The sequence below is a fragment of the Telluria aromaticivorans genome, from assembly GCF_013003915.1.
In the GTDB taxonomy this organism is placed as follows: Bacteria; Pseudomonadota; Gammaproteobacteria; order Burkholderiales; family Burkholderiaceae_D; genus Telluria; species Telluria aromaticivorans.
In genome coordinates this window covers 88692-108718 of sequence record NZ_JABAIV010000007.1, presented here as the reverse complement: position 1 = coordinate 108718, position 20027 = coordinate 88692, and the positions used below count along the sequence as shown (strand labels likewise).

Sequence of the window (20027 nt, the reverse complement as noted above, 5' to 3'; positions counted from 1 at the left end):
TTGGGGACAGAGTCAATTTTTCGGCTAGAATTGGCTGCTCGACCGTTGAGCATTCCCATGGCACGCCTTCCCCGACTCATCATTCCGAACCAGCCGCACCATGTCATCCAGCGCGGCAATGACCGGCAACTCATCTTCCGCGAAGAGGCGGATTACGGGCGTTTCCTCGCCTGGCTGAAGGAAGCCGCGCGTTTCTATCAGGTGGCGATCCATGCCTACGTGCTCATGCCGAATCACATCCACTTGCTGGCCACGCCATCCGACGGTGTCGGCCTGGCGTTGATGATGCAGAAGGTCGGCCGCTTCTACGTCCCCTGGTTCAACAACAAGTACGAACGCACCGGTGGCCTGTTCGAAGGGCGTTTCCGTACTTCGCTGATCGATACCGAACATTATTTCCTGGCCTGCAGCCGCTATATCGAGCTCAATCCCGTGCGTGCCAACCTGGTGCCGGGCCCGCTAGACTATCCGTGGTCGAGCTATGCCCACCACACCGGCGTGCGCACCGATGGCCTCGTCACCGACCACCTGCTGTACTGGGGCATGGGCAATACACCCTTCCAGCGCGAAGCGGCCTACACCGAGCTGGTGATGCAGGGTATCCCGCAGGACGAAGTCGATTTCGTCACAACTTCGGTGCTGAAGAACCAGCCGCTCGGTTCGGATGCCTTCAAGGGCGAACTCGAGCGCAAAACCAGGCGCCAGATCCTGCCGGCCAAGCGCGGGCGACCGTTCCGGGACCCGTTGCCGCCTTATCCGCAGGCGTAAACGCGGATGCATCGATCGACGGCACGGTTTTCCGTGCCGTTTTTTTATTTATTAGCCAGTTTCAAGGGTAGTTCCTGCCCCGGATGCACAAGCACCTTCCCTCCCAAACAGTAGGCCATCGCTAAGTCAGCCATAAAAATCAATGGGTTAGCGCATGCCGGGAAGACCAGGCACGCCTCGAATTGACTCTGTCCCCAATTAAAGCCCCTTGCGAAAAGTTGTCAAACAATTCGACTCTGACCCTAATTAATGTGGTTGCCGATTCTGCTGCATTGCACTATTCTCGATTTCAACCCCCTGAAAATGTTGTGGAGATTGCCTCATGATTGCCCAAGGTTTGTACGATCCCGCCAATGAGCACGATGCCTGCGGTGTCGGCTTCATTGCCCATATCAAGGGCAACAAGAGCCACTCGATCATCGAGCAAGGCCTGCTGATCCTGAAAAACCTCGACCACCGGGGTGCAGTCGGCGCCGATGCGCTGATGGGCGATGGCGCCGGTATCCTGATCCAGATTCCCGACCAGTACTTCCGCGACGAGATGGCCAGGCAGGGCGTCGAGCTGCCGCCGGTCGGCGAATACGGTGTCGGCATGGTCTTCCTGCCGAAAGAGCACGCCTCGCGCATCGCCTGCGAGCAGGAGATCGAACGTGCCGTGCGCATCGAAGGCCAGGTAGTCCTGGGCTGGCGCAACGTGCCGGTCGACGAGACCATGCCGATGTCGCCTTTCGTGAAAGCGAAAGAGCCGGTGATCCGCCAGATCTTCATCGGTCGCGGCCCGGACATCATGGTCACCGACGCGCTCGAACGTAAGCTCTACGTCATCCGCAAGTCGTCCGGCCACGCGATCCAGGCCCTGAAACTCCTGCACGGCAAGGAGTTCTTCGTGCCCTCGATGTCGGCCCGCACCATCGTGTATAAAGGCCTGCTGCTGGCCGACCAGGTGGGCGTCTACTACAAAGACCTGCAGGACCCACGCTGCATTTCGGCCTTAAGCCTCGTCCACCAGCGCTTCTCGACCAACACCTTCCCGGAATGGCCACTGGCCCACCCTTACCGCCTGATCGCCCACAACGGCGAGATCAACACGGTCAAGGGCAACTTCAACTGGACCCGCGCGCGCGAAGGCATGCTGAAATCGGCCGTACTGGGCGAAGACCTGGGCAAGCTCTTCCCCCTGATTTACGAAGGCCAGTCCGACACCGCCTGCTTCGACAATGCGCTCGAACTGCTGGTCATGGCCGGTTACCCGATCGCCCAGGCGATGATGATGATGATCCCGGAAGCCTGGGAAAACCACACGGCGATGGACGACAACCGCCGCGCCTTCTACGAATACCACGCGGCGATGATGGAACCATGGGACGGCCCGGCCGCAATGGCCTTCACCGACGGCCGCCACATCGGCGGCACCCTGGACCGCAACGGCCTGCGTCCGGCGCGCTATGTCATCACCGAGGACGACCTGGTGGTGATGGCCTCCGAGTCAGGCGTGCTGCCGATTCCCGAATCGCGCATCGTCAAGAAATGGCGCCTCCAGCCGGGCAAGATGTTCCTGATCGACCTCGAAGCCGGCCGCATCATCGACGACAAGGAACTCAAGGACACCTATTCCAACGCCAAGCCCTATAAAGCCTGGATCAAGTCGGTGCGCATCAAGCTCAATGAAATCAAGCTCTCGGAAAGCCAGCAGCTTCAACACCGCGCGAAGGATGCGCAAGGCGAGAAGACCACGATCCCGCTGCTGGATCGCCAGCAAGCTTTCGGCTACACCCAGGAAGACCTGAAATTCCTGATGGCGCCGATGGCCGTGCTGGGCGAGGAAGCCACCGGCTCGATGGGCAACGACTCGCCCCTCGCGGTGATGTCGAACAAGCTCAAACCTTTGTATAACTACTTTAAGCAATTGTTTGCGCAGGTGACCAACCCGCCGATCGACCCGATCCGCGAGAGCATGGTGATGTCGCTGGTCTCCTTCATCGGTCCCAAGCCGAACCTGCTGGATACGAACAACGTGAATCCGCCGATGCGCCTGGAAGTGTCGCAGCCGGTGCTCGGCTTCGACGACATGGCGCGGCTGCGCTCGATCAGCCAGCACACCGGCGGCAAGTTCAAGTCGTATGAGCTGGACATCTGCTATCCGGTCGCCTGGGGCAAGGAAGGCATCGAAGCCTGCCTCGCCTCGCTGTGCGCCGAAGCAGTGGATGCGGTGAAATCCGGCCACAACATCCTGATCGTTTCGGACCGCAACCTCTCCGAAGAACAGGTCGCGATCCCCGCGCTGCTCGCCACCTCGACCATCCACCAGCACCTGGTCGGGCGCGGCCTGCGCGCCTCCACCGGCCTGGTAGTGGAAACCGGTTCGGCGCGCGAAACCCACCATTTCGCCCTGCTGGCCGGCTATGGCGCCGAAGCCGTCCACCCTTACCTGGCGCTCGAGACGCTGGCGGAACTCGCACACAACCTGCCGCACGAGATGGACGTCGACAAGGCGATCACCAACTACACCAAGGCGATCGGCAAGGGCCTGCTGAAGGTGATGTCGAAGATGGGCATCTCCACCTATATGTCCTACTGCGGCGCGCAGATCTTCGAAGCGGTGGGCCTGAACAAGTCGCTGGTCGACAAATACTTCCGCGGCACCTCGTCGACGGTGGAGGGCATCGGCCTGTTCGAAGTGGCCGAGGAAGCGCTGCGCCTGCATACGCTGGCCTTCAGCGCCGACCCGGTGCTGGCCAACGCGCTCGATGCCGGCGGCGAATACGCCTTCCGCGTGCGCGGCGAAGACCACCTGTGGACGCCGGACGCCATCGCCAAGCTGCAGCATTCGACCCGCGCCAACAGCTTCAGCACCTACAAGGAATACGCGCAGCTGATCAACGACCAGACCCGCCGCCACCTGACCCTGCGCGGCCTGTTCGAATTCAGGATCGATCCATCGAAAGCGATTCCGCTGGAAGAAGTCGAACCGGCCAAGGAAATCGTCAAGCGCTTTGCCACCGGCGCGATGTCGCTCGGCTCGATCAGCACCGAAGCCCATGCCACGCTGGCGATTGCCATGAACCGCATCGGCGGCAAGAGCAATACCGGCGAGGGCGGCGAAGACCCGCGCCGCTACGCCAATGAATTCAAGGGCATCAAGATCAGCAAGGGCGAAACCCTGGCCTCGATTTTGGGGAGCGACCGCGTAGCGGCCGACATTCCGCTCGAAGATGGCGATTCGCTGCGCTCCAAGATCAAGCAGGTGGCCTCTGGCCGCTTCGGCGTCACCGCCGAATACCTGAACTCGGCCGACCAGATCCAGATCAAGATGGCGCAAGGGGCGAAACCGGGCGAGGGCGGGCAGCTGCCGGGCCATAAGGTGTCCGAATACATCGCGTCCCTGCGCTTCTCGGTGCCGGGCGTGGGCCTGATCTCGCCGCCGCCGCACCACGACATCTATTCGATCGAAGACCTGGCGCAGCTGATCCACGACCTGAAGAACGCCAATCCGGCGGCGTCGATTTCCGTAAAACTGGTGTCGGAAGTGGGCATCGGCACCGTCGCCGCCGGCGTCTCCAAGGCCAAGGCCGACCACGTGGTGGTGGCCGGCCACGACGGCGGCACCGGCGCCTCGCCGCTGTCCTCGGTCAAGCATGCCGGCACCCCATGGGAGCTGGGCCTGGCCGAGACCCAGCAGACGCTGGTGCTCAACGGCCTGCGCAGCCGCATCCGCGTGCAGGCCGATGGCCAGATGCGCACTGGCCGCGACGTCGTTGTGGCCGCGATGCTGGGCGCCGACGAAATCGGTTTCGCCACCGCGCCGCTGGTGGTCGAAGGCTGCATCATGATGCGTAAATGCCACCTGAACACCTGCCCGGTGGGCGTGGCCACGCAAGACCCGCTGCTGCGCGCGAAATTCCAGGGTAAACCAGAGCACGTGGTGAACTACTTCTTCTTCGTCGCCGAGGAAGCGCGCCAGATCATGGCGCAGCTGGGCATCCGCACCTATGACGAATTGATCGGCCGCGCCGACCTGCTCGACAAATCGAAGGCGGTTGGCCACTGGAAGGCGCAGGGCCTGGACTTCTCGAATATCTTCTACCAGCCGAAAGCCGATTCGCCACGTGCGCTGTTCCACACCGACACGCAGGACCACGGCCTGGAAAAGGCGCTGGACCACAAGCTGATCGCCCAGGCCAAGGCCGCGCTGGAAAAAGGCGAGCGGGTCTCGTTCATCTCGCCGGTGAAGAACGTCAACCGCACGGTGGGGGCGATGCTGTCGGGCGAAGTGGCCAAGCGCTACGGCCATGCCGGCCTGCCGGACGACACCATCCACATCCAGCTGCAGGGCACCGCGGGCCAGTCGGCCGCCGCCTTCCTGGCCGCCGGCATCACGATGGACCTGGTCGGCGAGGGCAACGATTACGTCGGCAAGGGCCTGTCGGGTGGCCGCATCATCGTGCGCCCGAACACCGAGTTCCGCGGCTGGGCGGTGGACAACATCATCGTCGGGAACACCGTGCTGTATGGCGCGATTTCCGGCGAAGCCTTCTTCAACGGCGTGGCGGGCGAACGCTTTGCGGTGCGTAACTCGGGCGCGGTGGCCGTCGTCGAAGGCTGCGGCGACCACGGTTGCGAATACATGACCGGCGGGACGGTGGTGGTGCTGGGCGAGACCGGCCGCAACTTCGCGGCGGGCATGTCGGGCGGCGTGGCTTTTGTCTACGACCCGAAGGGCGAGTTCGAGGGCCGCTGTAATACCGCGATGGTGAACCTGGAGCCGGTGCTGCCGACCCGCCAGCAGGGCGACCGCGCCGGCTGGCACAGCCAGACCCGCGAGGGCGAGCGCGAGTCCGATGAAACCATCCTGCGCCGCCTGATCGAACGCCACTTCAAGCACACGGGTTCGACCCGCGCGCGCAACCTGCTGGACGACTGGGGCAACAGCCGTACCAAGTTCGTCAAGGTCTTCCCGACCGAGTACAAGCGTGCGCTCGAGGAGATGCACAACTCGAGCATGGAAGAGGCGAACGACAAGATCGAGATGGCGGCGTAAGCGTCAGCAAGCAAACCGATAACGCAACTCATATCACTGCACTTTGAACCGTCATTCCCGCCAGTGGCGGGTATGACGAAGGTAGTGGTGGGAATGACGGAAGTGGCACAGCTGCCTCCCGAGGATAAAAGGAAAAACAACGTGGGTAAAATTACCGGCTTCATGGAATTCGAACGGCAGGAAGAGGGCCACCTCGAACCTGTGGACCGCGTCAGGAACTACAAGGAATTCGTGCTGACCCTGACCGATGGCCAGGCCAAGGTGCAGGGCGCGCGCTGCATGGATTGCGGCATCCCCTTCTGTAATACGGGGTGCCCGGTCAACAACCAGATCCCGGACTGGAACGACCTGGTCTACCACGGTAATTACCGTGCGGCCGTCGAGAACCTCCATTCGACCAACAACTTCCCTGAATTCACCGGCCGCATCTGCCCGGCGCCTTGCGAATCGGCCTGCACGCTCGGCATCAACGACGAGCCGGTCGGCATCAAGTCGATCGAGCGCAAGATTGCTGACGCCGGCTGGGAGCACGGCTGGATCGTGCCGCAGCCATCCGCTATCCGAACCGGCAAGAAGGTCGCCGTGGTCGGATCCGGCCCGGCCGGCCTGGCCGCGGCCCAGCAGCTGGCCCGCGTCGGCCACGACGTGACCGTGTTCGAGAAGAGCGACCGTTTAGGTGGCCTGCTGCGCTACGGGATCCCCGACTTCAAGATGGCGAAGGACCTGATCGACCGCCGGGTAGAGCAGATGAAGGCGGAGGGCGTGACCTTCCGCACCGGTGTCCTGATCGGCAAGGACTTCCCGGCCGCGGTCAGCAACATGGCGCGCGACACCATCTTCCCGGAAGACCTGGAAAAGGAATTCGACGCCGTGGTGCTGGCCGGCGGCGCCGAGCAGCCGCGCGACCTGCCGGTGCCGGGCCGCGAACTGAAAGGCGTGCATTACGCGATGGACTTCCTGCCACAGCAGAACCGCGTGAATGCCGGCGACAAGCTCAAGGACCAGCTCAAGGCGACCGGAAAGCACGTGGTCGTGATCGGTGGCGGCGACACCGGTTCGGACTGTGTCGGCACCTCGAATCGCCATGGCGCCGCGTCGGTGACCCAGTTCGAGCTGCTGCCACAGCCGCCCGAACAGGAAAACAAGCCGCTGGTCTGGCCCTACTGGCCAACCCGCCTGCGTACTTCGTCGTCCCACGAGGAAGGCTGCCAGCGCGACTGGGCGGTGGCGACCAAGCGCCTGGAGGGCAAGGGCGGCAAGGTGGAACGCCTGATCGCCTGCCGCGTCGAATGGAAGGACGGAAAAATGAGCGAAGTGCCCGATTCCGAATTCGAGCTCAAGGCTGACCTGGTGCTGCTGGCAATGGGTTTCGTGTCTCCGGTGCAGAACGTGCTGGACGCTTTCGGGGTGCAAAAGGATGCGCGCGGTAATGCGCGCGCTCCCACCGAGGGTGAACGCTCCTATTACACCTCGGCCCCGAAGGTGTTCGCAGCGGGCGACATGCGCCGTGGCCAGTCGCTGGTGGTGTGGGCGATCCGCGAAGGTCGCCAATGTGCACGCGCCGTCGATGAATTCCTGATGGGCAGTTCGGTACTGCCGCGCTAAGTTCCAGCAGCAAACGAAAAGGCGGCCTCGGCCTAATACCGATCACCTAAGAGCCGCCACTGACTCGTAGGTGGGCAATTCGTAATTCAGGGCATTGCCCTGAATTACCTTGCCCACGCGTTCAAATGACGGTGCTGCAGCCTGCGCGCCAGTTCATATTGCGACTATCGCCGCGCGGGCGTTCGTAATTCCGGCCATTGGCCGGAATTACCCCGCCCGCCCTACGGTTCTCACCAATTGACAGGCATAAGGCCTCTGCGCCTTTTCTTTTTCCCAGTCGCAAAGCTGTGGAAAATATCCAACACGTCCCGCTGTTGGCCAGCCCTCGACCTCTCTATGTGCGTGTGCGCACCACCACTTCCTGATGATTGTCCTTACGCTATGTCTTATTGCAGCGCATCATTCGCGCTGCATTTCGGCGGTGCAACGACTGCTTATTCGAGTGATTGCCCAAGGGAATTTGTTGATTAAATTCAACAAGTCGCAATGTTGCTCGACATGCATATCTCTATAAAAACAATGGCTTACAAACCAGAATATCTGACTCGCTGGTTATTTTTGTTGTAACAGTACGTCGAGGTAGCGGCCCAAAATGGGGCGCCTCAAGCGAGGCCTAAGCTTTCTGCACTACAATAACGGATTACCCAAATACAAAACACGCTGTGTCGAACCTAGTCGAAATCCGTGATCTGCACTTTGCCTACGGGGAGCGTTCCGTCCTGTCGAACCTCCGCATGGACTTCCCACGCGGTAAGCTGGTGGCCGTCATGGGCGGTTCCGGCTGCGGCAAGACCACGGTCCTGCGCCTGATCGGCGGCCAGATCCGTCCCCAGCGCGGCGAAGTGCGCGTGGGCGGCGAGGTCGTGCACAAGCTCGACACCGACGGCCTGTACCGCCTGCGCCGCCGCATGGGCATGCTGTTCCAGTTTGGCGCGCTGTTTACCGACCTGTCGGTGTTCGACAACGTCGCCTTCCCGCTGCGCGAGCATACCAATTTGCCGGAAGAACTGATCCGCGACCTGGTGCTCATGAAACTCAATGCCGTAGGCCTGCGCAATGCGCATCGCCTCAAGCCGGCCGAGATTTCGGGCGGCATGGCGCGCCGCGTCGCCGTGGCCCGCGCCATCGCGCTCGACCCGGAGCTGATCATGTACGACGAGCCCTTCGCCGGCCTCGACCCGATCTCGATGGGCGTCACCGCCAACCTGATCCGCAACCTGAACGACGCTCTCGGCTCGACATCGATCCTGGTATCGCATGATGTGAAAGAGTGTTTCGCGATCGCCGACTACGTTTACTTCATGTCCGCCGGCAAGATTGTCGCCGAAGGCACGCCGGCCGACCTGCGCGTGTCCGAAGATCCTTATGTCCAGCAATTCGTGAATGCCGCGCCAGACGGCCCGGTGCCCTTCCATTATCCTGGCAAGTCGCTCGCCGACGACCTGGGCCTGGGAGTGCGCAAATGATCAGCAACATCCTGGAAACCATCGGCCGCACCGTGCGCGAATCCATCGCCAGTGTCGGCTTTGCCACCCGCGCTTTCTTCAACTTGCTGGGTGTCTCGCCCGGCGCCTTCCGGCGCCCCTCCCTGATTTCCGAGCAGGTGCACTTCATCGGCAATTATTCGCTGGTGATCATCATCGTGTCCGGCCTGTTCGTCGGCATGGTGTTGGGCCTGCAGGGCTATTACACACTCCAGGCCTATGGCGCCGAGCAGGCGCTGGGCCAGGTGGTGGCGCTGGCGCTGGTGCGCGAGCTTGGGCCCGTCGTGACCGCATTGCTGTTCGCCGGCCGCGCCGGCACCTCGCTCACCGCGCAGATCGGCCTGATGAAGGCCGGTGAGCAATTGTCCGCCATGGAAATGATGGCGATTAACCCGGTCCAGCGCGTGCTGGCCCCGCGTTTCTGGGGTGGCGTCATTGCGATGCCGATCCTGGCCACCGTGTTCTCGGCAGTGGGCGTGTTTGGCGGCTACCTGGTCGGCGTCCAGCTGATCGGCGTGGACGAAGGCGCATTCTGGTCGCAGATGCAGGCCGGCGTCGATGTGCGCGCTGACGTACTGAACGGTGTGATCAAAAGCTTTATCTTCGGCGTGGCGGTCACCTTTACCGCGCTGTTCCAGGGTTACCAAACCAAGCCGACTCCGGAGGACGTGTCGCGCGCTACCACGCGCACCGTCGTCATCGCGTCGCTGATGGTCTGGGGCCTGGATTTCATCCTGACCGCCTTGATGTTCAATAAATAATCAAAGTAATCAAGTTCCATTAGGGTATTCGTATGCACCGCAAAACTATCGACGTCTGGGTTGGCCTGTTTGTCCTGCTGGGCTTGATCTCCCTCCTGTTCCTGGCCCTCAAGGTCGGAAACATGAGCACGCTTTCGTTCAAGAAGACCTATGCCGTGACCGGCAAGTTCGACAATATTGGCGGCCTCAAGCCGCAGGCGCCCGTGAAAAGCGCCGGCGTGGTGGTCGGCCGCGTGGGTGACATCACCTTCGACGACAAGACCTACCAGGCGCTTGTGCGCCTCGAAATGGAGCCAGGATATAAATTCCCTAAAGACAGTTCGTTGAAGATCCTGACCGCCGGCTTGCTGGGCGAGCAGTACATCGGCATCGAACCGGGTGGCGACACCAATAACCTGGTCAACGGCGACCGCATCAACCGTACCCAATCGGCAACGGTGCTGGAAGACTTGATCAATCAATTTATCTATAGCAAGGCCGCTGAAGGAAAGGAAGGTACTGAATGAAACACGTTCCAATCTTCACCCCTGGCCACATGCGCCTGGCCGCGGTGTGTGCCGCTGTCCTGATGCTGACCGGGTGCGCAACGCCGCAGAATCCGCAAGATCCGCTCGAGAAGTACAACCGCGCCGTCTTCACCTTCAACGATGCGGTTGACCGCACCGTCCTGAAGCCGACCGCCACCGCCTACAAGAAAACGGTGCCGAGCTTCGCGCAAACTGGTGTGAACAACTTCTTCGGCAACCTGTCCGACGCCTGGAGCGCAGTGAACAACCTGCTGCAGGGCAAGGGCCAAGCCGGCATGGGCGACGTCACCCGCGTCGCCGTGAACTCGACCTTTGGCATCCTGGGCCTGCTCGACATCGCCTCGGAAGCCGGTATCCCGAAGCATAACGAAGATTTCGGCCAGACCCTGGGCACCTGGGGCGTTCCAAGCGGCCCCTACTTGATGTTGCCGCTGTTGGGCCCATCTACGGTGCGTGACACCGCGGCACTGCCGGCCGACATGGCTGGCGACATCTGGGGCTACAAGGAACCGGTCAACTGGCGCAACATCGGCAAGGCCGTCAACATCGTCGACAAGCGCGCCACATTGCTGGACGCCTCGAACCTGCTGGAAGAAGCTGCCCTCGACCGTTACGAATTCATCCGCGACGGCTACATGCAGCGCCGCCAGAGCCAGGTGTATGACGGCAACGTGCCTCGCCAGCAAGACGAGGCCGACGCCACCGAGGCACCTGCAGCCGGTGCGCCGGCAGCCGGTGCTGTTCCGGCGAATGCCGCGACGACCGATGCGCCAGCGCCGAAGTCACAAGTGCTTACACAACCGGTGTCATCCGACAAGCAGTAAGACGAGTTAACGGGGTATCGCCCGCCGCCAGCCTTGCGCGGCGCGGCGCCCAACAACAAGGAAACCGACACATGAAACCAGTCATTCAACTGATCGCCGCCGCAACCGCTACTTTCGCTTTTGCCACCAGTGCCATCGCTGCCGAAGCACCGGACGTCCTGGTCAAGCGCATCAGCGCCGACGTCATCGAAACTGTTAAAGCCGACAAGGACATCCAGGGCGGCAACCGCGCCAAGATCATGGAACTCGTGAACTCCAAGATCCTGCCGCACGTCGATGCCGACAAGATGACCGCACAGGCGGCCGGCCGCTTCTGGCGCCAGGCCACCCCGGAACAGCAGAAGCAGCTGTCGCAGGAATTCAAGACCCTGCTGGTCTACACCTATTCGGGCGCGCTTACCCAGATCAAGAACGAGACCGTCGAATTCAAGCCGATGCGCGCTGAAGCCGGCGCCACCGACGTCGAAGTGCGTTCGCAGGTCAACGTCGCCCGCGGCGAACCGATCACGCTGAACTACCGCCTGGCCAACGGCCCACAGGGCTGGAAGATCTATGACATCAACGTGCTGGGCGCGTGGCTGGTCGAGACCTACAAGAGCACCTTTACCAGCGAGATCAACAAGGGCGGTATCGATGGCCTGATCAAGAAGCTGGCCGAGCGTAACCAGCAGCTGGCTGCCAAGCCGCTGAAAGCCCCGAAGTAATGGCCGAAGCAAACGCTATGCTCTCGCTCGATGCCCTGACCTTCGAGAGCGCCCGCGGCGCGCTGGAGCAGGGTTGCGCCGCGATCTCGGCCGGCGAGACCCAGTTCGACCTGGGCGGCGTCAGCGCCGCCGATTCGTCCGGCGTGGCGGTGCTGCTGGCCTGGCAGCGCCTGGCCAACAAGGCCGGGCAGCGCCTGACCTTCACCAACGTGCCGGAAAACGTGCAGAAGCTGGCCGCGCTGTATGGCGTGGACCAGCTGCTGCCGCAGTCGTAAACCGTAGGGTGGGCAGGTTTCCTGCCCACGCGGTCAACACGCGCGTTCGTATCGATATGCGTTCGTGGTCTGCAAGCGTGATTTGAACGCGCGGGGTGATTTGGTCCAGTGGACCAGATCACAAGCCGCCCACCCTACGAAACCCCTCCTGCAACAAATCCCCCACCGACCTCTAGTATTTGCAATTTCCCCTATAATGGGTCGTTTCCCTGCACGGTCCGGCGCCCCTCGCGCCATCCTCCACAAGAATGACAGCGATCCAGATTAACAGCGTCGAGAAAAGCTACAAGGGATTCAAGGCCCTGAAGGGCGTTTCCCTGGCGATCGAGGAAGGCGAGTTCTTCGGCCTCCTGGGCCCGAACGGCGCCGGCAAGACCACCCTGATTTCCACCATCGCGGGGCTGATCCGCCCCGACGTGGGCAGCGTCAAGATCCATGGCCACGACGTCGTCACCGACTTCCGCGAAGCGCGCAAGCGCCTTGGCGTGGTGCCGCAGGAACTGGTGTTCGATCCCTTCTTCACCGTGCGCGAAACCCTGCGCCTGCAGTCGGGCTATTACGGCATCAAGAACAACGACGCCTGGATCGACGAGGTGATGCACAACCTCGACCTGACCAACAAGGCCGACGTCAACATGCGCGCCCTGTCGGGCGGCATGAAGCGCCGCGTGCTGGTGGCCCAGGCGCTGGTGCACAAGCCGCCAGTGATCGTGCTGGATGAACCCACGGCAGGCGTCGACGTCGAGCTGCGCCAGACGCTGTGGAAGTTCATCGCGCGCCTGAACCGCGAAGGCCATACCGTCGTGCTGACTACCCACTACCTGGAAGAAGCGCAGGCCATGTGCCAGCGCGTGGCGATGCTGAAACTCGGGCAGGTGGTGGCGCTGGACACCATGTCGGCGCTGCTGCGCCGCGTGTCCGGCTCGCAGTTGGTGGTGCACTTGAGTAGCGGCGAGCTGCCGCAAGACCTGCGCCACCTGGTCGCGCACGACGAGCCTGACAACGGCAATAAGTACACGCTGCGCGTGAACCACGTGAACGAAGTCGAACCGATCCTGGCGCGCATTCGCACGAGCGGCGCGGTCGTCGACGACATGCAGCTGGAGCAGGCCGACCTGGAAGACATCTTCCTGCAAGTGGTGGGCGACAAGCAGCAGGGAGGCCCGCAATGAATTTGTTCTCGGTGGGTTTCCGCACCCTGTTTTATAAAGAATCGCTGCGCTTCTGGAAGGTTGCGACCCAGACCGTGGCCGCGCCGATCGTCACGGCCATGCTCTACCTGCTGATCTTTGGCCATGTGCTGGACGGCCGCGTCGAGATGTTAGAGAACGTCAGCTACACCGCCTTCCTGATCCCGGGCCTGGTGATGATGAGCGTGCTGCAGAACGCTTTCGCCAACTCGTCCTCGTCGCTGATCCAGTCCAAGCTCACCGGCAACCTGGTCTTCATCCTGCTGCCGCCGCTGTCGCATGCCGAAATCCTGTCGGCCTACGTGCTGGCCGCAGTGCTGCGCGGGGTCGTGGTAGGCGCCGGCGTGTTCATCATCACCGCCTGGTTCGCGCACCTGAGTTTCGTGGCGCCGCTGTGGATTATCCTGTTCGCCTTCCTCGGCGCCGCCATCCTGGGCACGATGGGCGTGATTGCCGGTATCTGGGCCGAGAAGTTCGACCAGCTGGCCGCGTTCCAGAACTTTTTGATCATGCCGGCCACCTTCCTCGCCGGCGTGTTCTATTCCATCCAAAAACTGCCGCCGTTCTGGCTGGCGGTCTCGCATTTCAACCCGTTCTTTTATATGATTGACGGGTTCCGCTATGGATTCTTCGGCAAGTCCGACGTCTCGCCCTGGATCAGCCTGGCCATCGTGTCGGTCTTCTTCGCGGTGTTGGCGGCCATTGCGGTCAATATGCTCAAACGTGGCTACAAGTTGCGCCACTAAGTGCGCCACTAGAGCTATCAAGAATTTACTGGAGTTACCGTGTCGACTACACCCGAACTGATCCACAGCTACATCAGCAATGGCCTCGATTGCACCCACCTGGAAGTCGACGGCGACGGCCAGCATTTCACGGCCGTGATCGTGTCGTCGGCCTTTGCCGGCAAGCGCCCGATCCAGCGCCACCAGCTGGTGTATGCAGTGCTCGGCGACCGCATGCGTGAAGAAATCCACGCGCTGTCGATGAAAACCCTCACCCCTGAAGAGTACCAAGGCTAATCATGGACAAACTGCAGATCAATGGCGGCAAGCGCCTGAATGGCGAGATCCCGGTGTCGGGCGCCAAGAACGCGGCGCTGCCCATCCTGTGCGCGGGCCTGCTCACTGCAGGGGACCTCGAACTGTCGAACGTGCCGCGCCTGCATGACGTGCGCACCATCCTGAAACTGCTCGAGCAGACCGGCCTGAAGGTCACCCAGGACGACGAGCGCGTCACGCTCAACGGCGCCAACATCACGTCGCTGGAAGCGCCGTATGAGCTGGTGAAGACCATGCGCGCTTCGATCCTGGTGCTCGGGCCGCTGCTGGCCCGCTTCGGCGAAGCCAAGGTGTCGCTGCCGGGCGGCTGCGCGATCGGTTCGCGTCCGGTCGACCAGCACATCAAGGGCCTGCGCCAGATGGGCGCCGAGATCACGATCGAAGGCGGCTATATCCATGCCAAAGCCCCGGGAAAGCTGAAGGGCGCGCGCATCCACACCGACATGATCACCGTCACCGGCACCGAGAACCTCCTGATGGCAGCGACCCTGGCCATTGGCGAGACCGTGCTCGAAAACGCTGCGCGCGAGCCGGAAGTCACCGACCTGGCCAACCTGCTGGTAGCGATGGGCGCGAAGATCGAGGGCATCGGCACCGACCGCCTGGTGATCCAGGGCGTCGAGGCGCTGCACGGCGCGCAGCACGCCGTGATCTCGGACCGCATCGAAGCCGCGACTTTCCTGTGCGCGGTAGCGGCCACCGGCGGCGACATCGTGCTGCTTAACACCCGCACCGACACTTTCGACGTGGCGCTCGACAAGCTGCGCGAAATCGGCCTGCAGATGACGGTGCAGGGCGACACCATCCGCGCCCGCATGGATGGGCGCCCGAACCCGGTGTCCTTCCGCACCACCGAATACCCGGGCTTCCCGACCGACATGCAGGCGCAGTTCATGGCCGTGAACACCATCGCGGCCGGTTCGAGCAAGGTCACCGAGACCATTTTTGAAAACCGCTTCATGCACGTGCAGGAGATGAACCGCTTAGGGGCGCAGATCTCCACCGAAGGCAATACCGCCAACATCCTCGGCGCCGACCGCCTGGTGGGCGCGCCCGTGATGGCGACCGACCTGCGCGCCTCGGCCTCGCTGGTGATCGCCGGCATGGCTGCCGAAGGCACGACCCTGATCGACCGCATCTATCACCTCGATCGCGGCTATGACCGCATGGAAGTGAAGCTGTCGGCGGTGGGTGCGGACATCGTGCGCCTCAAGTAAATGAGCAACATGACGACGAACAGCGCGCCCGGACTGATCCTGGCGCTCTCCAAGGGCCGCATCTTCGAGGACACCCTGCCGCTGCTGGCGGCGGCGGGCATCACCGTCCTTGAGAATCCGGAAACCTCGCGCAAGCTGATCCTGCCGACCAACGACCCGGGCGTGCGCGTGCTGATCGTGCGCGCCAGCGACGTGCCGACCTATGTCCAGCACGGCGCGGCCGATTTCGGTGTGGCCGGCAAGGACGTGCTGCTCGAGCATGGCGGCGAAGGCCTGTACCAGCCGATCGACCTGCGCATCGCCTGCTGCCGCATGTCGGTCGCGGTCAATGCCGGGTTCGACTACGAGACCGCGGTGCGCCAGGGCGCGCGCCTGCGCGTGGCGACCAAGTTCGTCAACACCGCGCGCGAACACTTCGCCAGCAAGGGCGTGCACGTCGACCTGATCAAGCTGTACGGCTCGATGGAACTGGCGCCGCTGGTCGGCCTGTCCGACGCCATCGTCGATGTGGTCTCCACCGGTGGCACCCTGCGTGCCAACAACCTGGTCGAAGTCGAGAAGATCATGGATATCTCATCGCGCCTGGTGGTCAACCAGGCCGCGCTCAAGCTCAAGCGCGAGCGCTTGCAACCGATTCTCGACGCGTTCCAACGGGCGTCCACTCAACAAGGCTGAACCCATGGCAGTACAGATCCGCAAGCTCGATTCTTCCGCACCCGATTTCAAGAAGACACTGGACGCGCTGCTGGCGTTCGAAGCCGAGACCGATGACGCGATCGAGTCAAGCGTCGCAAAAATCCTGGCGGAGGTAAAGAAGCGCGGCGATGCAGCCGTGCTTGAATATACGAACCGGTTCGACCGCATCCCAAACGGCGGCGCAGCCTCGATGGCTGCCTTCGACGTTGGCCAGGCCGAACTGGATGAAGCGCTGGCCGCCTTGCCGGAAGCCCAGCGCGCCGCGCTGCAAGTCGCCGCGGAACGCATCCGCGTCTTCCACGAGCGCCAGAAGCAGGAACTGAACGGGTTTACTTTTACCGAAGCTGACGGCACTGTGCTGGGCCAGCGCGTGACGCCGCTCGACCGCGTCGGCATCTACGTCCCGGGCGGCAAGGCAACCTATCCGTCGTCGGTGCTGATGAATGCCATTCCGGCCAAGGTGGCGGGCGTGCAGGAAATCGTCATGGTGGTGCCGACCCCGGATGGCCTGAAGAACCAGATGGTGCTGGCTGCCGCGGCGATTGCAGGTGTAGACCGCGTGATCACCATCGGCGGCGCCCAGGCCGTCGGCGCGCTGGCCTACGGCACCGAGACCATTCCTGCCGTCGACAAGATCGTCGGCCCGGGTAATGCCTACGTGGCCGCCGCGAAGCGCCGCGTGTTCGGCACGGTCGGCATCGACATGATCGCCGGCCCATCGGAAATCCTGGTGCTGTGCGACGGCACGACCGACCCGGACTGGGTGGCGATGGATCTGTTCTCGCAGGCCGAGCACGACGAACTGGCCCAGTCCATCCTGCTGTGTCCCGATGCGGACTACATTGCCCAGGTCGAAGCAAGCATCCACAAGCTGTTGCCGGGCATGACGCGCAGGGAGACCATCATCACGTCCCTGGGCGACCGTGGCGCACTGGTGAAGGTGCGCGATATGGAAGAGGCCTGCGAGATCGCCAACACCATCGCCGCCGAGCACCTCGAGATCTCGGCCGAAGAGCCCTTGAAATGGGCCGACCAGATCCGCCATGCCGGCGCGATGTTCCTCGGCCGCTTCTCGTCCGAATCGCTGGGCGACTATTGCTGCGGTCCGAACCACGTGCTGCCGACCTCGCGCACCGCGCGCTTCTCGTCGCCGCTGGGCGTGTACGATTTCCAGAAGCGCTCGTCGATCATCCAGGTCAGCGAAGCCGGCGCCCAGACACTCGGCAAGATCGCGGCCGAACTGGCCTATGGCGAAGGCTTGCAGGCGCACGCCCGCAGCGCCGAGCTGAGAATCAAGTCATGAGCGGCTGGGTCGACCAGGTGTTCTGCGAGGATGCGCTGCAAGGCATGGCGCGCATCCCGGACGGGTCCATCGACCTGATCCTGACCGACCCGCCCTACAACCTGGGCAAGGACTACGGCAACGCCTCCGACCAGCAAAGCGTCGAGGCCTACCTGGCCTGGACCGAGCAGTGGATCGATGCCGTCCTGCCCAAGCTCAAACCCAACGGCAGCCTGTATATCTTCCTGACCTGGCGCTTCGCGCCGGAGATCTTCGTCATGCTGAAAAAGCGCATGGCCATGATGAACGAGATCATCTGGGACCGCCGCGTGCCCTCGATGGGGGGCAGCGTGCGCAGTTTTTCGTCGGTGCACGACACCATCGGCTTCTTCGTCAACCGCAAGGACTATTACTTCGACCTGGACGCCGTGCGCATTCCCTACGACGCCGAGACCAAGAAGGCGCGTTCGCGCTCGATTTTCATCGGCGCCAAATGGCTGGAGGTGGGCTACAACCCGAAGGACGTGTGGAGCGTGTCGCGCCTGCACCGCGAGCATCCCGAGCGCGCTGACCACCCGACCCAGAAACCGGTCGAGATCATCGAGCGCATGGTGAAGGCGTCGTGCCCGGTGGGCGGCGTCGTGCTCGACCCCTTCATGGGTAGCGGCACCACGGCGATCGCCGCGCGCCAGGCCGGGCGCCATTTCACCGGCTTCGAACTGAACCCCGCTTATTGCGACATCATCCAGGAGCGCCTGGCCGCACCCGAGGTGCCGGTTGCAGGCAAGGCCGCCAAAAAACGCAGGAGCGCCGCGAAGAGCGCGCTCGCCGACGAGGAAACCGTATGACCGCAATCGACAAGCTGATCGAGAACACCATCCGTGACGACGTGCGCGCCATCGGCAGCTACCACGTGCCGGATGCGAGCGGCTACATCAAGCTCGACGCGATGGAGAACCCCTACGAGCTGCCCGAGGAACTGCGCGCGGAACTGGGCCAGCGCCTGGCCGACGCAGCGCTGAACCGTTATCCGATGGCCTCCTATGCCACGCTCAAGGCGAAGATCTGCAGCAGCCTGGGCGTGCCGGCGGGGTACGACGTTTTGCTGGGCAACGGCTCGGACGAGCTGATCTCGATCATGGCCACCGCCGTTGCCCGGCAAGGACGTGAAGCTGGACAGCGGCGCGCGGTCATCATGGCGCCGACCCCGGCCTTCATCATGTTCTCGCGCTCGGCCCAGTTCGCCGGCGCCGATTTCGTCGGCGTGCCGGTCAAAGCCGACTTTTCGCTCGATTTGCAAGCCATGCTGGCCGCCATCGAACAGCACCGGCCGTCGCTGGTCTTCCTGGCCTACCCGAACAACCCGACCGGCAACCTGTTCGATGCCGACGACATGGCAGCCATCATCCGCGCCCTGGGCGATACCGGCATCGCCGTGGTCGACGAGGCTTACCAGCCTTTCGCCCGCAAGAGCTTCATGGGCCGCCTGCCGGAATTCCCGAACCTGGTCGTGATGCGCACCTTGTCCAAGCTGGGCCTGGCCGGCATCCGCCTCGGTTACCTGTCGGGCGACCCGAAGTTGCTGGAGCAGTTCGAGAAGGTGCGCCCGCCGTATAACGTGAACGTGCTGACCCAGGTTGCCGCCGAGTTCGCGCTCGACCATCTCGACGTGCTCGACGCCCAGGCCGGCCTGCTCAACGACGAGCGCACCCGCCTTGCCGCTGAACTGGCGGCGCTGCCGGGAGTCGAAGTATTCCCGTCTGCCGCGAATTTCATCTCTCTGCGCGTGCCTGACGCGGACAAGACCTGTTCAGAACTGCGCGCCGGGAAGGTGCTGATCAAAAATTTGAGTAGAATGGACAAGTTGTTGGCCAACTGCATACGCGTCACGGTCAGCACACCGGAAGAAAACACCGCATTCTTGAACGCCCTGAAAGCGTCCCTATAAAAGCGGCTGCCTGCGCACAGGCAGCCTGGAAGAGCATCCAGCAATGACCCGCACCGCCGACATCACGCGCAACACCAACGAGACGCAGGTCCGCGTCTCGATCAATCTCGACGGCACCGGCCGCCAGAAGCTCAATACCGGCGTCCCTTTCCTCGACCACATGCTCGACCAGATCGCGCGCCACGGCATGTTCGACCTCGAAGTCGAAGCCGTTGGCGACCTGCACATCGACGCCCACCATACCGTGGAAGACACCGGCATCACGCTGGGCATGGCGGTGGCCAAGGCTGTGGGCGACAAGAAGGGCATGACCCGCTATGGCCACTCCTACGTGCCGCTGGACGAAGCACTGTCGCGCGTGGTGATCGATTTCTCGGGCCGCCCAGGCCTGGAGATGCATATCCCCTGGACGCGCGCCATGATCGGCAGCTTCGACGTCGACCTCACCGGTGAATTCTTCCGCGGCTTCGTGAACCACGCCGGCGTGACCCTGCACATCGACAACCTGCGCGGCGTGAATGCGCACCACCAGTGCGAAACCGTATTCAAGGCGTTTGGGCGCGCCCTGCGCATGGCCACCACGCTCGACGAACGCGCGGCCGGCATCATCCCGTCGACCAAAGGCAGCCTGTAACCGGGTCCACTGA

The 20027-nt window shown here is 62.8% G+C and carries 18 protein-coding genes; all 18 read left to right on the top strand.

Annotated features, from left to right (window positions below):
- The first annotated feature begins 57 nt into the window (after window positions 1-57).
- The 18 genes from HGB41_RS18080 to hisB all read left to right on the top strand — a co-directional run bounded on the left by HGB41_RS18080 (window position 58) and on the right by hisB (window position 20014).
- Complete coding sequence (locus HGB41_RS18080) at window positions 58-768, top strand: transposase (RefSeq protein WP_171087020.1); 711 nt, start codon at window positions 58-60, stop codon at window positions 766-768.
- A 322-nt stretch (window positions 769-1090) separates the two neighbouring features.
- On the top strand, window positions 1091-5806 hold the full coding sequence (locus HGB41_RS18075) for a glutamate synthase-related protein (RefSeq protein WP_171087018.1): 4716 nt from the start codon (window positions 1091-1093) through the stop codon (window positions 5804-5806).
- 141 nt (window positions 5807-5947) lie between these two features.
- Entirely contained in the window at window positions 5948-7411 is a 1464-nt protein-coding gene (locus HGB41_RS18070; RefSeq protein WP_171087015.1) for a glutamate synthase subunit beta, read from the top strand.
- A 662-nt stretch (window positions 7412-8073) separates the two neighbouring features.
- On the top strand, window positions 8074-8877 hold the full coding sequence (locus tag HGB41_RS18065; RefSeq protein ID WP_171087014.1) for an ABC transporter ATP-binding protein: 804 nt from the start codon (window positions 8074-8076) through the stop codon (window positions 8875-8877).
- Window positions 8874-9656 carry a lipid asymmetry maintenance ABC transporter permease subunit MlaE gene (gene mlaE, locus HGB41_RS18060; protein ID WP_171087013.1) on the top strand — a complete coding sequence of 261 codons (783 nt, stop codon included), beginning with the start codon at window positions 8874-8876 and terminating at the stop codon, window positions 9654-9656. The genes HGB41_RS18065 and mlaE overlap by 4 nt, the downstream gene beginning before the upstream one ends.
- A 32-nt stretch (window positions 9657-9688) precedes the next feature.
- Complete coding sequence (gene mlaD, locus HGB41_RS18055; protein WP_171087012.1) at window positions 9689-10162, top strand: outer membrane lipid asymmetry maintenance protein MlaD; 474 nt, start codon at window positions 9689-9691, stop codon at window positions 10160-10162.
- Entirely contained in the window at window positions 10159-11007 is an 849-nt protein-coding gene (locus tag HGB41_RS18050) for an MlaA family lipoprotein (RefSeq protein WP_229423105.1), read from the top strand. The genes mlaD and HGB41_RS18050 overlap by 4 nt, the downstream gene beginning before the upstream one ends.
- A gap of 71 nt (window positions 11008-11078) precedes the next feature.
- Window positions 11079-11711, top strand: a complete 633-nt coding sequence (locus HGB41_RS18045; RefSeq protein WP_171087011.1) for an MlaC/ttg2D family ABC transporter substrate-binding protein — start codon at window positions 11079-11081, stop codon at window positions 11709-11711.
- 17 nt (window positions 11712-11728) lie between these two features.
- Window positions 11729-11986 (top strand): STAS domain-containing protein, encoded by a 258-nt coding sequence (locus HGB41_RS18040; RefSeq protein WP_308788939.1) that lies wholly within the window; start codon window positions 11729-11731, stop codon window positions 11984-11986.
- Between the two features lie 248 nt (window positions 11987-12234).
- Window positions 12235-13158 (top strand): ABC transporter ATP-binding protein, encoded by a 924-nt coding sequence (locus HGB41_RS18035; RefSeq protein WP_171087009.1) that lies wholly within the window; start codon window positions 12235-12237, stop codon window positions 13156-13158.
- Window positions 13155-13922: an ABC transporter permease gene (locus HGB41_RS18030; protein WP_171087008.1), complete on the top strand. Its 768-nt coding sequence runs from the start codon at window positions 13155-13157 to the stop codon at window positions 13920-13922. Before HGB41_RS18035 ends, HGB41_RS18030 begins: the two co-directional genes overlap by 4 nt.
- Window positions 13923-13961: 39 nt before the next feature.
- Window positions 13962-14198, top strand: a complete 237-nt coding sequence (locus HGB41_RS18025) for a BolA family protein (RefSeq protein WP_171087007.1) — start codon at window positions 13962-13964, stop codon at window positions 14196-14198.
- A gap of 2 nt (window positions 14199-14200) precedes the next feature.
- On the top strand, window positions 14201-15454 hold the full coding sequence (gene murA, locus HGB41_RS18020) for a UDP-N-acetylglucosamine 1-carboxyvinyltransferase (RefSeq protein ID WP_171087006.1): 1254 nt from the start codon (window positions 14201-14203) through the stop codon (window positions 15452-15454).
- 9 nt (window positions 15455-15463) lie between these two features.
- Complete coding sequence (gene hisG / locus HGB41_RS18015) at window positions 15464-16129, top strand: ATP phosphoribosyltransferase (protein ID WP_371868547.1); 666 nt, start codon at window positions 15464-15466, stop codon at window positions 16127-16129.
- 4 nt (window positions 16130-16133) lie between these two features.
- The gene (hisD, locus tag HGB41_RS18010; protein WP_171087002.1) at window positions 16134-17453 is read left to right on the top strand and encodes a histidinol dehydrogenase; all 1320 of its coding nucleotides are present in this window, start codon (window positions 16134-16136) and stop codon (window positions 17451-17453) included.
- On the top strand, window positions 17450-18280 hold the full coding sequence (locus HGB41_RS18005; protein WP_171087000.1) for a DNA-methyltransferase: 831 nt from the start codon (window positions 17450-17452) through the stop codon (window positions 18278-18280). The genes hisD and HGB41_RS18005 overlap by 4 nt, the downstream gene beginning before the upstream one ends.
- A complete protein-coding gene (hisC, locus tag HGB41_RS18000) occupies window positions 18277-19380 on the top strand; it encodes a histidinol-phosphate transaminase (RefSeq protein ID WP_171086999.1) in 1104 nt (367 codons plus the stop codon). The genes HGB41_RS18005 and hisC overlap by 4 nt, the downstream gene beginning before the upstream one ends.
- Window positions 19381-19423: 43 nt before the next feature.
- Window positions 19424-20014: an imidazoleglycerol-phosphate dehydratase HisB gene (hisB, locus tag HGB41_RS17995; RefSeq protein ID WP_171086996.1), complete on the top strand. Its 591-nt coding sequence runs from the start codon at window positions 19424-19426 to the stop codon at window positions 20012-20014.
- Window positions 20015-20027: the final 13 nt, after the last annotated feature.